Annotated in this window: 10 protein-coding genes; 8 read left to right on the top strand and 2 right to left on the bottom strand. The window is 62.8% G+C overall.

Annotation, left to right across the window (positions count from 1 at the left end; genetic code table 11):
• Positions 1–123 precede the first annotated feature (123 nt).
• The 5 genes from AC1Z24_RS12120 to AC1Z24_RS12100 all read left to right on the top strand — a co-directional run bounded on the left by AC1Z24_RS12120 (position 124) and on the right by AC1Z24_RS12100 (position 5,188).
• Positions 124–777 carry a DUF1345 domain-containing protein gene (locus tag AC1Z24_RS12120; protein ID WP_483745833.1) on the top strand — a complete coding sequence of 218 codons (654 nt, stop codon included), beginning with the start codon at positions 124–126 and terminating at the stop codon, positions 775–777.
• 190 nt (positions 778–967) lie between these two features.
• A complete protein-coding gene (locus AC1Z24_RS12115; protein ID WP_483745832.1) occupies positions 968–1,933 on the top strand; it encodes a D-2-hydroxyacid dehydrogenase family protein in 966 nt (321 codons plus the stop codon).
• A 214-nt stretch (positions 1,934–2,147) separates the two neighbouring features.
• Positions 2,148–3,059, top strand: coding sequence for a formate/nitrite transporter family protein (locus AC1Z24_RS12110; RefSeq protein ID WP_259109232.1), 912 nt, complete (start codon positions 2,148–2,150; stop codon positions 3,057–3,059).
• A gap of 76 nt (positions 3,060–3,135) precedes the next feature.
• Positions 3,136–3,819, top strand: a complete 684-nt coding sequence (locus AC1Z24_RS12105) for a response regulator transcription factor (protein WP_259109234.1) — start codon at positions 3,136–3,138, stop codon at positions 3,817–3,819.
• Complete coding sequence (locus AC1Z24_RS12100; RefSeq protein ID WP_483745831.1) at positions 3,797–5,188, top strand: sensor histidine kinase; 1,392 nt, start codon at positions 3,797–3,799, stop codon at positions 5,186–5,188. Before AC1Z24_RS12105 ends, AC1Z24_RS12100 begins: the two co-directional genes overlap by 23 nt.
• Positions 5,189–5,452: 264 nt before the next feature.
• Here AC1Z24_RS12100 and AC1Z24_RS12095 read toward each other — a convergent pair whose 3' ends face one another.
• Complete coding sequence (locus AC1Z24_RS12095; RefSeq protein WP_483745830.1) at positions 5,453–5,863, bottom strand: PA0061/PA0062 family lipoprotein; 411 nt, start codon at positions 5,861–5,863, stop codon at positions 5,453–5,455.
• Positions 5,864–6,072: 209 nt separating this feature from the next.
• On the opposite strand from AC1Z24_RS12095, the gene AC1Z24_RS12090 reads away from it, so the two are divergent.
• The 3 genes from AC1Z24_RS12090 to AC1Z24_RS12080 are packed head-to-tail and all read left to right on the top strand — an operon-like array spanning position 6,073 to position 11,843.
• Positions 6,073–9,294: an efflux RND transporter permease subunit gene (locus AC1Z24_RS12090; RefSeq protein ID WP_483745829.1), complete on the top strand. Its 3,222-nt coding sequence runs from the start codon at positions 6,073–6,075 to the stop codon at positions 9,292–9,294.
• Positions 9,284–10,450 (top strand): efflux RND transporter periplasmic adaptor subunit, encoded by a 1,167-nt coding sequence (locus tag AC1Z24_RS12085; RefSeq protein WP_483745828.1) that lies wholly within the window; start codon positions 9,284–9,286, stop codon positions 10,448–10,450. Before AC1Z24_RS12090 ends, AC1Z24_RS12085 begins: the two co-directional genes overlap by 11 nt.
• A complete protein-coding gene (locus tag AC1Z24_RS12080; RefSeq protein ID WP_483745827.1) occupies positions 10,434–11,843 on the top strand; it encodes an efflux transporter outer membrane subunit in 1,410 nt (469 codons plus the stop codon). The genes AC1Z24_RS12085 and AC1Z24_RS12080 overlap by 17 nt, the downstream gene beginning before the upstream one ends.
• 318 nt (positions 11,844–12,161) lie before the next feature.
• Here the strand turns inward: AC1Z24_RS12080 and AC1Z24_RS12075 are convergent, their stop codons facing one another.
• Positions 12,162–12,992, bottom strand: coding sequence for an amidohydrolase family protein (locus AC1Z24_RS12075; protein WP_483745826.1), 831 nt, complete (start codon positions 12,990–12,992; stop codon positions 12,162–12,164).
• Positions 12,993–13,049 lie beyond the last annotated feature (57 nt).

Genomic DNA, 13,049 nt, shown 5'->3' with positions numbered 1-13,049 from the left:
CTCCCACAACAGCGATATATGACACTTGCCACCCCTGGCGCCCGGCACGCAACCCCCTTGCGTGCCGTTTTTCTATTGACGGCATGCTAAGGTTCGCCCCATCTTCCCCTGCGATGCCTGCCCATGTCCGCGCTCTCCCAAACCCACCCACGCCTGACCATCGCCGCCCTGATCGGTCTGGCCTGCGGCGCTGCCTCGATCTATGTTGCACCGTCCCTGAGCCTGATCAGCCATTGTCTGATCGGCTGGAATATCGGCGTCTGGCTGTATCTGATCCTGATCATGATCCGCACCTTCCGCACCAATGCCGACGACGCCCGACGCATCTCCATGGTCGAAGACGAGAACGCCGGGCTGGTACTGGTCACCGTCTGTATCGCCGCCCTGGCCAGCCTCGCTGCGATTATCCTGGAGCTGACCGGCAGCCAGGGCCTGGCCAATAACGAGAAAGCCCTGCGCTATGGCTTTACCGGCCTGACCATCATCGGTTCATGGCTGTTGATCGGGGTGGTGTTCAGCCTGCATTACGCGCGGCTCTATTACACCTGGCCAGGCAAGGAACCGGCCCTGCGCTTTGCCGATGGTGAGCGCAATCCGGATTACTGGGACTTCCTGTACTTCTCCTTCACCTTGAGCGTTGCCGTGCAGACGTCCGACGTCGGTGTTGCGACCCGGATTTTGCGCAAGGTAGTGCTGGCGCAGTCGCTGATCGGGTTTCTGTTCAATACCGCAATCCTGGGTTTTTCGATCAATATTGCGGCGGGCCTGTTTGGCTGATTGACGAAGCAGTGGGACCGGCTTTAGCCGGGAAGACACAATCGCCTTAACCTCAGGTCTAGCGCCGCAACACCTGCCGCCTTCCCGGCTAAAGCCGGTCCCACATCAGAGCATGGCCGACCTCCTGAAAAAGCTGCTATAACGCCCATCCAATAACTCCAATCCTTGGCTTTAGCGAGGCACAATCGAAATGACGCAACCTGCCCTTCTGCGAATTGCCGTGCTCGATGACTGGCAATCCATCGCCAGCGGCGTACTGGACTGGTCAGTCCTCGACAGCGTCGGTGAAGTCAGCTTTCTCCATGAATACCCTGCCGACACCGCGACCATGGTCGAGCGCCTGGCCTTGTTCGACGTGATCTGCATCATGCGCGAACGCACGCCCTTCAACGAAGCGCTGCTTTCGCAACTGCCGAACCTCAAGCTGCTGGTCACCGGCGGTATGCGCAACGCCGCCATCGACGTCGCCGCAGCCCGCCGCCACGGCATCGAAGTCTGCGGCACGGAAAGCTACAAGCACGCCGCTCCCGAGCTGACCTGGGCACTGATCATGGGCATCACCCGTAATCTGGTCAGCGAGGCCAACTCCCTGCGCGCGGGCAACTGGCAGATCGGCATTGGCAGCGACCTGCACGGCAAGACCCTCGGCATTCTCGGCCTGGGCAGCATCGGCAAATGGATCGCCCGCTACGGCCAGGCGTTCGGCATGAAAGTCATTGCCTGGAGCCAGAACCTTACCGCAGAAGCGGCGGCCGAAGTCGGCGTGACCCGGGTCAGCAAGCAGGAACTGTTCGAGCAGTCCGACATTCTCTCCGTACACCTGGTCCTCAGCGACCGCAGCCGCGGCCTTGTGGACGCGCAAGCGTTGGGCTGGATGAAGCCTTCGGCTTACCTGATCAACTCCTCCCGCGGCCCGGTCGTCGATGAGGCAGCGTTGATCGACAGCCTGCGCCACAAGCGCATTGCCGGTGCGGCCCTGGATGTCTTCGATATCGAGCCACTGCCTGCCGACCATCCGTACCGCAGCCTCGATAACGTGCTGGCCACGCCCCATGTCGGCTACGTGACGCAGAACAACTACCACATGTTCTACAGCCAGATCATCGAAGATATCCAGGCCTGGCATGCCGGCAAGCCGATTCGCGTGTTTGCCTGATAGCCGGCTGGGTGCAACCTTGTTGAAGCGAGGCTTGCCCGCGAATGGCTTGACTGGGTATGTCTGACACACCGGGTTGCCCGGTTCGCGGGCAAGCCTTGCTCCAACAGGTGACATCCTGATTTTCTGCGTATGAAAAACCCTCGGCGAACGACGGGCGAGCGATTGTGTCTCAAAGCCACGCCTCCCCGCTCACCACGTCAAGGAAGTCCCCATGACCACCGAAAACGACGGCAAGACCCCAGGTCTGTCTGCTGAAGAAGAACGCGAAATCGACAAGAACCAGCCGCCCCGCGCTGCCGTGCTGCACGAAACCATTCGTGCCCAGGGCGATCAGGAGCTGGAGCGCAGTGTCGCGGCGTTGTTCTGGTCGGCCCTGGCCGCCGGATTGACCATGGGCCTGTCACTGATGGGCATGGGGCTGTTCAACGCGCGACTGCCGGACGGCGAAGCCAGCAAGGTGATTGCCAGCCTCGGCTATTGCGCGGGCTTTCTCGCGGTGATCCTGGCGCGGCAGCAGTTGTTCACCGAGAACACCCTGACCGCCGTACTGCCAGTCATGACCAAACCGACCATCAAAAACTTCGGCCGGCTGCTCAGGCTGTGGAGCGTAGTACTGGTGGGCAATCTGATGGGCACCTTGTTGGTGGCCTATGTGATGCTGCATTTGCCGATCTTCGACAGCAAGACCGACGCCGCCTTTCTCGAGATCGGCCGCAAGGTCATGGAGAACGGCGTCGGCCAGATGTTCGCCAAGGGCATCGTCTCCGGCTGGATGATCGCGACCATGGTGTGGATGATTGCGTCGATGGAAGGCGGCAAGATCTGGATCATCGTGCTGATCACTTACCTGATGGCCCTGGGCGATTTCACCCATATCGTCGTCGGTTCTGCGGAAGTTTCCTACCTGGTATTCGCCGGTGAGCTACCGTGGAAGGACTTCATCACTATTTTCGCCGGACCGACCCTGGCCGGTAACATCATCGGCGGCAGTTTTATCTTCGCCCTGATCAGTCACGCCCAGATCCGCAGTGAGCGCGACCGTACAACACGCGAAGAGCAACGCCAGCAAGCCTTGCGCCAGCGGCGTTTGGCTGAAGAGGCTGCCTCCAGCGACAAGACTTAAATTTTTATTTAGAAAGCCCCTGCGTTTTTAGGGGCAAAATGCAGCCTTCAGCCTTTAATTGATAGCGACAGGCCACATGACTCGAATTCTGACAATCGAAGACGATGCCGTCACCGCAAATGAAATTGTTGCCGAACTCAGCAGCCACGGCCTGGACGTGGACTGGGTCGACAACGGCCGCGAAGGCCTGGTGCGGGCGGTCAGCGGCGACTACGACCTGATCACCCTGGACCGCATGTTGCCGGAAGTCGATGGCCTGGCCATAGTCACCACTATCCGCGCCCTGGGTATTTCCACGCCAATCCTGATGATCAGCGCCCTGTCCGATGTCGACGAGCGGGTGCGCGGCCTGCGCGCCGGTGGCGACGACTATCTGTCCAAACCCTTTGCCTCCGACGAGATGGCCGCCCGGGTCGAAGTGCTGCTGCGCCGCCGCAACCCGGTGACCGCTGCCGAAACCGTGCTGCGCGTCGCCGACCTGGAGCTGAATCTGATCAGCCGAGAGGCCAGCCGTGGCGAGCAGCCGCTGTCGCTGTTGCCCACCGAGTACAAACTGCTGGAATTCCTGATGCGCAACAGCGGCCAGATCATCACCCGCATGATGATTTTCGAGGAAGTCTGGGGCTATCACTTCGACCCCGGCACCAACCTGATCGATGTGCATATCGGTCGTCTGCGCAAAAAGATCGACCCGCCCGGCATGACCCCGCTGATCCGAACCGTGCGAGGCTCCGGTTATGTCATTGCCGAACCCGTCTAACGGTTGGCGCTCTTCCAGCAGTCGTCTGCTGGCCTTGTACAGTTTTCTGTTCGTCGCCTGGAGCGGCATTCTGCTGGGCTTCCTGTACTGGGAAGTCACCAGTTATCTGGATAATCTGGCGCGCCACTCGCTGATGCAGCGCCAGCAGTTGTTTTCCCGCTTCGAAGGCGAACAACTGGTCGAGGCCCTGACCACCAGCGTGACCTACGACATCCGCACCGTGGACGCCTATGGCCTGTTCGACATGGACAAGCTGCCGATCAACGGGCCGATCCACCGCATTCCCCGGCATCTGCCGCTGGATGGGCAGATCCACGAGCTGAAGAACTGCACCGACTCCAACGACCCCGACCTGCCCAGGGACAGCTGCGATGCTGTCGCCATGCAGACCCGTGACGGCCGCTGGCTGGTGTTGGTACGGGACAACGGTTCGCTGTTCGCGGTGGCTACGCTGATCCTGCACGCGCTGTTCTGGGGGATCTCCCTGACGATCATTCCCGGCGTGGCAGGCTGGCATCTGTTGCGGCGTCGGCCGTTGCAGCGCATTCGCGGCATCCAGGCCAGCGCCGAGGCGATCATCGCCGGTGATCTGGCCCGGCGCCTGCCGGTGTCCAACAGCCGTGACGAACTGGACATGCTGGCGGTGATCGTTAATGCCATGCTCGACCGTATCGAGAAGCTGATGAACGAGGTCAAGGGCGTCTGCGACAATATCGCCCACGACCTGCGCACGCCCCTGACCCGCCTGCGCGCCCAGCTCTATCGCATCCAGCAGCAATCCCCTGAAGACTCGACCCAGGGCGAGCAGATGGCCCAGGTCATTGCCGACGCCGACACCCTGATGGCGCGCTTCCGCGGCCTTCTGCGCATCTCCGAGCTTGAGGATCATCAGCGTCGCTCGGCCTTCGTCGAACTCGATCCCAAACCCCTGTTGCTGGAGCTGTACGACTTCTACCTGCCTCTGGCCGAAGAAGGTCACGTATCCCTGCATGTCGAAATCGCCAACAACCTGCCACCGGTGACCGGCGACCGCGCTCTGCTGTTCGAGGCCCTGGCCAACCTGATGAGCAACTCGATCAAGTTCACCCCGGCCGGCGGCAGCGTACTGGTGATAGCCCGCGCCGAACTCGACAGCACCGTGATCGAGGTCCGCGACTCCGGCCCGGGCATCCCCCAGGCCGAACGCGAGGCAGTGTTCAAGCGCTTCTATCGCAGCGAGAGCGGCAACCAGTCCAGCGGCTTCGGCCTGGGCCTGTCCATTGTCGCCGCCATCGTCAATCTGCATGGCTTTCGCCTGCAGATCGGCAACAGCCCTTCGGGCGGCGCGAGCCTGGTACTGGAATGCCGACAGATGACGGATCTGGGTTAGGTCATCTCAACGGTCACAGGATACAATTCAACGGCTCCATTTGCCTCTACGGGACCACAAAGCCGTCGTCCCGGGTACCTGTGGGACCGGCTTCAGCCGGGAAGGCGATACCACTGGCAATAGGGATGCATCGTCCATACCTGCCTCTTCCCGGCTAAAGCCGGTCCCACAGTCTCGTGTTTGTCAGGCGATAGAGCAGGAAAAAAAAAGCCCATGGCAGCAGCCATGGGCTCAACGAAGACCGTCGAAGGGAGCGTTCTTTACTCAGCCAGGCATGCAGTCGAAGTCATGGCTGCGGCCCAGTTGCTTGCCGCTGGCGTCTTCCAGTACAGCGCTGTAATCCTCACCCAGGCTGCTCTCGACCACTTTGTAGCGGCTGCCGGCCTTGAACTGGTTGAAGTTGATATGGGCGGTGCAGCGCTCCTGATTGTTATCGCCGTCGGGCTCAATGATCAGGCTCAGGTCCAGGCGGTGGGCGCCGGGGGTGACGTCGAAGTAGCGGCCGTCATTGAGGCGTTTGCCATCCAGGTTTTCGGCCATCAGCACTGCTGACGGCTCTTCCTTCAAGCCGATCCAGGCTTCGTCGGGATCGGGCTTGGGCATGGGTCCCGCGCAGGCCGACAGCAGCCCCACCAGACCCAGCATGGGCAGCAACAGCAGTGATTTGGACGACATGGTGAATAACCTCGGCAGTGGAAAATGCTGTTCCCTTATGTGTCAGGGCTTGCGATGGGGCCAGCTTGGCGAGGGGGTGGATGAAGCTCAAATGAATACCCGATGAAAGCTCCTTGCTGGCTCGGGTAAATCTTTGTTCATCCGTATGAAAGCCGCCTGTTAAGTCCGCACACCAAGACTGCCGTGATTCCAAAGCGGAGGTTCCTGGCATGCTCGGGCTGGTAAAGACTGCACTGCTCAAGCCCTACACGTTTATCGTGTTGGCGATTTTCATCTGTATCGTCGGGCCGTTGGCGGCCCTGAAAACCCCCACTGATGTATTCCCCGATATCGGCATTCCGGTGATAGCCGTGGTCTGGCAGTACAACGGGCTGTCTCCCGACGCCATGGCCGGGCGGGTGATCTACACCTACGAGCGCTCCCTGAGCACCACGGTCAACGACATTGAGCACATCGAATCGCAATCGCTACCCGGCATGGGCATCGTCAAGATCTTCTTCCAGCCGGGCGTGGATATCCGCACCGCCAATGCCCAGGTCACCGCAGTGTCGCAGACCGTGCTCAAGCAGATGCCACCCGGCATCACGCCACCGCTGATCCTCAACTACAGCGCTTCCACTGTGCCGATCCTGCAAATGGCCTTTTCCAGCCCGACCCTGTCGGAAGCGCGGATTCGTGACCTGGTGCAAAACAATGTGCGCCTGCCCCTGACCGCCGTGCCCGGCATCGCCCTGCCCACGCCCATGGGTGGTCGGCAACGGCAGATCACCCTGGACCTGGACCATCAGGCCCTGGCCGCCAAGGGCTTGTCCGCCCAGGACGTCGGCAACGCCCTGGCCGCCCAGAACCAGATCATTCCGGTGGGTACGGCGAAGATGGGCAGCGACGAATACACCGTGCTGCTCAATAACAGCCCCAAGGCCATTGATGAACTCAACCAGTTGCCGATCAAGACCGTCGATGGCGCCCTGATCACCATCGGCCAGGTGGCCCATGTGCGCGACGGCTCGCCGCCGCAGACCAACGTGGTGCGGGTCGATGGCCGCCGCGCAGTACTGATGCCAGCGCTGAAGAACGGCAATATCTCGACCCTGTCCATCGTCGACGGCGTGCGCAACATGCTGCCGCTGATCAACGAGACCCTGCCGCCGGAAATGAAAACCTCGCTGCTGGGCGATGCTTCGGTATTCGTCAAGGAGTCGGTGGGCAGTGTCGCCCGCGAGGGCATTATCGCCGCCCTGCTGACCAGCCTGATGATCCTGCTGTTCCTCGGCAGCTGGCGCTCGACCCTGATCATCGCCGCGTCGATTCCCCTGGCAGTACTCTCGGCTATCGCCCTGCTCGCCCTCAGCGGCCAGACCCTCAACGTCATGACCCTCGGCGGTCTGGCCCTGGCCGTGGGCATTCTGGTGGATGACGCCACGGTGACCATCGAGAACATCAACTGGCACCTGGAGCAAGGCAAGGCAGTCAAGGACGCGATCCTCGATGGTGCCCGGCAGATCGTTGGTCCGGCCTTTGTCTCGCTGCTGTGTATCTGCATCGTCTTCGTGCCGATGTTCATGTTGCAGGGCATCGCCGGGTATCTGTTCCGGCCCATGGCCCTGGCGGTGATCTTCGCCATGGCCAGTTCGTTCCTGCTGTCGCGCACCCTGGTGCCGACCCTGGCGATGTTCCTGCTCAAGCCCCATGTGCTGGAACAGGGCGCCGGGCATCACCCGGAAGACGCAGTGATCAATCATCACGAAGGCGACCAGCATGCGCCGCCGCGCAATGCCCTGCTGCGCAGTGCCTTGCGCATCCAACAGGGTTTCGAGCACGGTTTCTCGGCGGTGCGGGACGTTTATTACGGTCTGCTGGGCCTGGCCTTGAAGTACTACAAGCGCTTCCTGATCGGTTTTCTCACCTGCGTGCTGGCCAGCTTCGCCTTGCTGCCAAGCCTGGGCCAGGATTTCTTCCCGGCCACCGATGCCGGCGCCCTGGCCCTGCATGTGCGCCTGCCCCTGGGCACGCGTATCGAAGAAAGCGCCGCCGCCTTCGACCGCATCGAGCAACGCATCCGCGAGATCATCCCCGCCAACGAACTGGACACGGTGATCGACAATATCGGCATCCCCTTGAGCGGCATCGATATGGCCTATAGCAGCAGCGGCACCATCGGCCCCCAGGACGGCGATATTCAGGTCACCCTCAAAGCCGAGCATGCGCCCACCGCCGATTACGTCAAGCGCCTGCGCGAAGCCCTGCCGCACAGTTTCCCCGGCAGCCACTTCGCCTTCCTGCCCGCCGATATCAGCAGCCAGATCCTCAACTTCGGCAACCCGGCGCCCCTGGACGTGAAAGTCTCCGGCCCCGACGGCGAGGCCAACCGCGCCTATGCCCTGGAGCTGCAACGACGCCTGCAACATGTGCCCGGCATCGCCGATCTGCGCATCCAGCAGTCCACCGGCTACCCATCGCTGCAAGTGAATGTCGACCGTCTGCGCGCCAAGCAACTGGGCATCACCGAGCACGACGTCACTACCAGCCTCGGCGCATCCCTGGCCGGGACCTCACAAGTGGCGCCGACCTACTGGCTGAACCCGAAAAACGGCGTGTCCTACTCCATCGTCGCCGCCACCCCGCAATACCGCATGGACAACCTGCCGACCCTGGAAGCGCTGCCCATTACCGGTGCCGACGGTCAGTCGCAGATCCTCGGCGGCCTGGCGACCATCCAGCGCGTGGACAGCGCGGCGGTCGTCACTCACTACAATATCCAGCCGACCCTCGACCTGTTCGCCAACGTCCAGGGCCGTGACCTCGGCGGCGTGGCCAAGGACGTGCAGAAGGTCATCGACGGCGCCGCAGCCCTGCGCCCGAAAGGCGCGACCATCACCCTGCATGGCCAGATCGACGCCCTGCATGAAGCCTTCAGCGGCCTGAGTTTCGGCCTACTCGGCGCGGTAGTACTGATCTACCTGCTGATCGTGGTCAACTTCCAGTCCTGGCTCGACCCGTTCGTGATCATCACCGCCCTGCCCGCCGCTCTGGCCGGGATCGTGTGGATGCTGTTCCTCAGTAATACCTCGCTGTCGGTGCCGGCCCTGACCGGGGCGATCCTGTGCATGGGCGTCGCCACGGCCAACTCGATTCTGGTGGTGAGCTTCTGCCGCGAGCGCCTGGCCGAACATGGCGATGCCCTCAAGGCCGCCATGGAGGCCGGTTATACGCGTTTCCGCCCGGTGTGCATGACCGCCCTGGCGATGATCCTCGGCATGCTGCCCCTGGCCCTGTCCCAAGAGCAGAACGCCCCCCTGGGCCGTGCCGTCATCGGCGGCCTGATCCTCGCCACCACCGCCACCCTGCTGTTCGTGCCCGTGGTTTTCAGCCTGGTGCACCGCCGCTCACCTTCTCGTGCCGTTGTTGGAGAAACACCCCATGTCGTCTGAACACGCCCCTTCACACAAACGCCTGATGCTGGTCGGCATTGGCGGCCTGACCCTGGCCGCCCTGCTGGTGGCCAACGGTCTGGCCGCGCGCACCCGCCATGAGCAGTCGGTTACCGCCTGGACCGAGACCCAGGCCCTGCCGGTGGTCAACGTGTTCCAGCCGTCCCACAACGCCCAGGGCAACACCCTGCAACTGCCCGCGCACCTGGAGGCGTGGAGCAAGGCACCGATCAATGCCCGGGTCAGCGGCTACCTGAAAGACTGGAGCAGCGATATCGGCAGCCAGGTCAGCGCCGGACAGGTCCTGGCGACCATCGACAGCCCCGAACTGGATCAGCAACTGGCCCAGACCCGCGCCCATCTGGCGCAGCAGACCGCTACCGCAAAACTGGCCGCCACCACCGCCGAACGCTGGCAGAACCTGTTGGCCAACCATTCGGTATCACAGCAGGAAGTCGACGAGAAACTGGCCAATGCTGCGGCAGCCAAGGCCGATATGCAGGCGGCCGCCGCCGACTATGCACGGCTGACGGATCTGGAAGCCTACAAGACCATCCGCGCACCGTTCGCCGGGACCATCACCGCGCGCAATACCGATATCGGTCAGTTGATCAAGGCCGACGACGGCGGCGGCACACCCCTGTTCAGCATCGCCGATACCCGTCGTGTGCGCCTGTACGTGCCAGTGCCGCAGAACTACGCCAGCATCATCACCCCCGGCATGCAAGTGCAGTTGACCGTGCCCGAGCATCCCAACCAGCAGTTCAGCGCGCGCCTGCTCGGCGATTCAACGGCCGTGGATCCGCGCTCCGGCACCCTGCTGGCCCAGTTCGTTGCCGACAACCCCGACGGCGCCCTGCTCCCCGGCGACTACGCCGAGGCCACCCTCAAGGTCAGCGCCTCACCCAATGGGGTAAGCATCCCGGCCAGCGCCCTGATTTTCCGCGCCGCCGGTACTCAGGTCGCAGTGCTCGACGGGCAACAGCATGTACATATGCGCACCATCCATATCGGCATGGACCTGGGCGACCGCCTGGTAATCGATCAGGGCCTGGCGCCGAATGATCGGGTGGTGGATAACCCGCCGGACGCCCTGCGTGAGAACGACCCGGTGCAACTGGCCGACGCCGGAGGTGCCCATGCGCCCAAGGCTTGATGCACTGGCGTTGCTGATCGCCCTGGCCCTGCAAGGCTGCTCCCTGGCACCGACCTACCAGAAACCCGAGGTGGCCCTGCCTGCGCAGTTCAAGGAGAGCCAGATCGGCCCCTGGCATAGCGCCCAGGTCACCGACCGCGTACCTGATCAGTGGTGGCAGCTGTACCACGACTCGCAACTGAACGACCTGCAACAACAGTTGCTCAAGGCCAACCCTGACCTTGCGGCGGCACTGGCCCACTATGACGCCGCCCAGGCCTATGCCAGCCAGTTGCACGGCGGCCTGTTCCCGCAACTGGGCGCCTCTCTTCAGCCGCTGCGCCAGCGCCAGTCGGATAACCGGCCGTTACGCGGCGACACCCAGCCGTCGGTCTATAACAGCGACACCCTGAGCCTGGGTCTGAGTTTCGATCTGGACCTGTGGGGCCGGATTCGCAATCAGGTGGCGGCGGGCGACGCCCAGGCCCAGGCGTCCGGTGATGATCTGGCAGTGGCGCGCCTGAGCCTGCAACGTCAGTTGGCCAGCCTGTATGTGCAGGTGCGCGGCCTGGATGCTCAGGCCAAGATCCTCACCGACTCTCTGGGCGACTATCAGCAAGCCCTGCAACTGACCCGCGATCGCTATCAGGGCAAGATCGCCTCAGAACTGGACCTGACCCGGGCCCAAAGCCAACTGGCCCAGGCCCAGGCGCAACTCGACGACATCCAGGCCCAGCGCAATTTGGGCGAACATGCGATTGCCGAACTGGTGGGGGCCCTGCCCAGCGCCTTCAGCCTCGCCGTCGATACCCGGCCCTTGGCCTTGCCGACGATTCCCGCCGCCCTGCCCGGCAGCCTGCTGCAACAGCGTCCCGATATCGCCGCCGCCGAACGCCGGGTATTCGCCGCCAATGCCGGGATCGGTGTCGCGCGGGCGGCCTGGTATCCCGACTTCAGCCTTAGCGGCCTGCTGGGCGGCCAGACCCAGGGCGCAGGCAACCTGCTCACCGCCGCCAACCGCTTCTGGGCCGTGGGGCCGGTGGTCAGCCTGCCACTGTTCGACGGCGGCCGCCGCAGTGCCGCTGATCGTCAGGCCAGGGCTGAATTCGAGGAGGCCGCCGCCCGCTACCACGGCCAGGTGCTCAAGGCCGTGCGCGAAGTGGAAGACAATCTGGGCCAGCTACGCGACCTGCAACGCGAAGCCCAGGACCAGCAGGCCGCCGTCGACGCCGCCCAGCATGCCGAACAGATCGCTATGAGCAGCTACCAGGCCGGCGCGCTGAATTACCTGGACGTCGTCACCGCCCAGACCACCGCACTGGAAGCCCAGCGGCGTTTGCAGGTGGTGCAGAGCAGCCAGCTGCAGGCCAGTGTCGGTTTGCTGGTGGCATTGGGTGGGGGTTGGAAAGCCTGAATCTGTGGGAGTTGTCACGACGTCCCTGGCATCGCGCTGTCGCGCAGCAAACACCCTGTGGGAGCAAGCTTGCTTGCGAAGGCATTCCAATTCAGTAAATTGCGTTGTGTTTGATGAGAGCGGCGTCTATTTGAAAAGGCGCCGATCCACATCAAAAACCAAACTGGTGGCGTTGGTGGGGGTTGGAAAGCCTGACTCTGTGGGAGCGAGGCTTGCCCGCGAAGGCAATTGTTCAGCCGCAGAAGATGTCCCGTATGTACCGAGCTCTTCGCGGCGGTGCGGCAGTCCGAAATGCCTCGCTCCCACGGGTCAGCAGCGTCAAAAGCTAAACAACTGCGCAGGCGAATCAATCAGCATCGCCTGGCGCAAACTCTCTGAACAGCCCAGGGCCCGCAACTGCTCCATCACCGTACCATAGCCGACAGCCTGTTCATGCTGGGTATGCGGCCAGTCACTGCCCCAGACCAGACGCTGTGGGCCGAGGCTCTGTTCCAGCAGTGGCAGTACCGAGCAGGCGAATTCGAGGTTCTGCCGGGTATCCCCGGCCAACCGGTAAATCGCCGAGACCTTCATCCACAACTGCCCGGTGGTGCCCAGGTCGAGCAGCTCGATAAAACCGGCCTGATTCACCCCAAGACGCGCATCCGGACGGCCGAAATGATCGACCACGATCTTGCAGCCAAACGGCAGCAAGGCACGCACCAGCTGCGGCAAGTCTTCCACCTGACGATGCAGTTCGATATGCCAGTCCAGCTCGGCGATATGCCCGAACAGCACCTGCCACTCGGGCTCGGTGAAATCCGGCAATGGCTTGCCCATCAGATTCAGACGGATGCCCGTCACGCCCTGAGTGGCCATGGCCTGCAACTCGGCCCGGCTGATATCCCGAGCGACGACCACGACCCCGCGCAGCTGCTCAGGGGCCTGGGCCAGCGCCGCCAGCAGGTAACTGTTGTCGGTACCGAGGAAACTCGGCTGCACCAGTACGCCATGGCTCAGGCCGTGCCGCGCCAGATTGGCCAGATACAGCGCCAGGGTTGCGTCATAGTCGGGGGTGTAGCGGCGCGCGCTGGTCAGTTGCAGATCACGACTGAAGACATGGGCGTGGCTGTCGATGCCGAGAATCGGCGCGGTACGGGTATGGGGCATGGAACTCGTCTATGTAGAAAGACGCGGCGCAGGAGCACGCCGCGCAACAAGGGATCT

This window comes from Pseudomonas sp. JL23 (genome assembly GCF_056933585.1).
This window is presented reverse-complemented; position numbering and strand designations above follow the sequence as displayed.

Coding starts and splice junctions, on each gene's coding strand:
- AC1Z24_RS12120 (WP_483745833.1), top strand. CDS start 124: ATGTCCGCGCTCTCCCAAACCCACCCACGCCTGACCATCGCCGCCCTG.
- AC1Z24_RS12115 (WP_483745832.1), top strand. CDS start 968: ATGACGCAACCTGCCCTTCTGCGAATTGCCGTGCTCGATGACTGGCAA.
- AC1Z24_RS12110 (WP_259109232.1), top strand. CDS start 2,148: ATGACCACCGAAAACGACGGCAAGACCCCAGGTCTGTCTGCTGAAGAA.
- AC1Z24_RS12105 (WP_259109234.1), top strand. CDS start 3,136: ATGACTCGAATTCTGACAATCGAAGACGATGCCGTCACCGCAAATGAA.
- AC1Z24_RS12100 (WP_483745831.1), top strand. CDS start 3,797: ATGTCATTGCCGAACCCGTCTAACGGTTGGCGCTCTTCCAGCAGTCGT.
- AC1Z24_RS12095 (WP_483745830.1), bottom strand. CDS start 5,863: ATGTCGTCCAAATCACTGCTGTTGCTGCCCATGCTGGGTCTGGTGGGG.
- AC1Z24_RS12090 (WP_483745829.1), top strand. CDS start 6,073: ATGCTCGGGCTGGTAAAGACTGCACTGCTCAAGCCCTACACGTTTATC.
- AC1Z24_RS12085 (WP_483745828.1), top strand. CDS start 9,284: ATGTCGTCTGAACACGCCCCTTCACACAAACGCCTGATGCTGGTCGGC.
- AC1Z24_RS12080 (WP_483745827.1), top strand. CDS start 10,434: ATGCGCCCAAGGCTTGATGCACTGGCGTTGCTGATCGCCCTGGCCCTG.
- AC1Z24_RS12075 (WP_483745826.1), bottom strand. CDS start 12,992: ATGCCCCATACCCGTACCGCGCCGATTCTCGGCATCGACAGCCACGCC.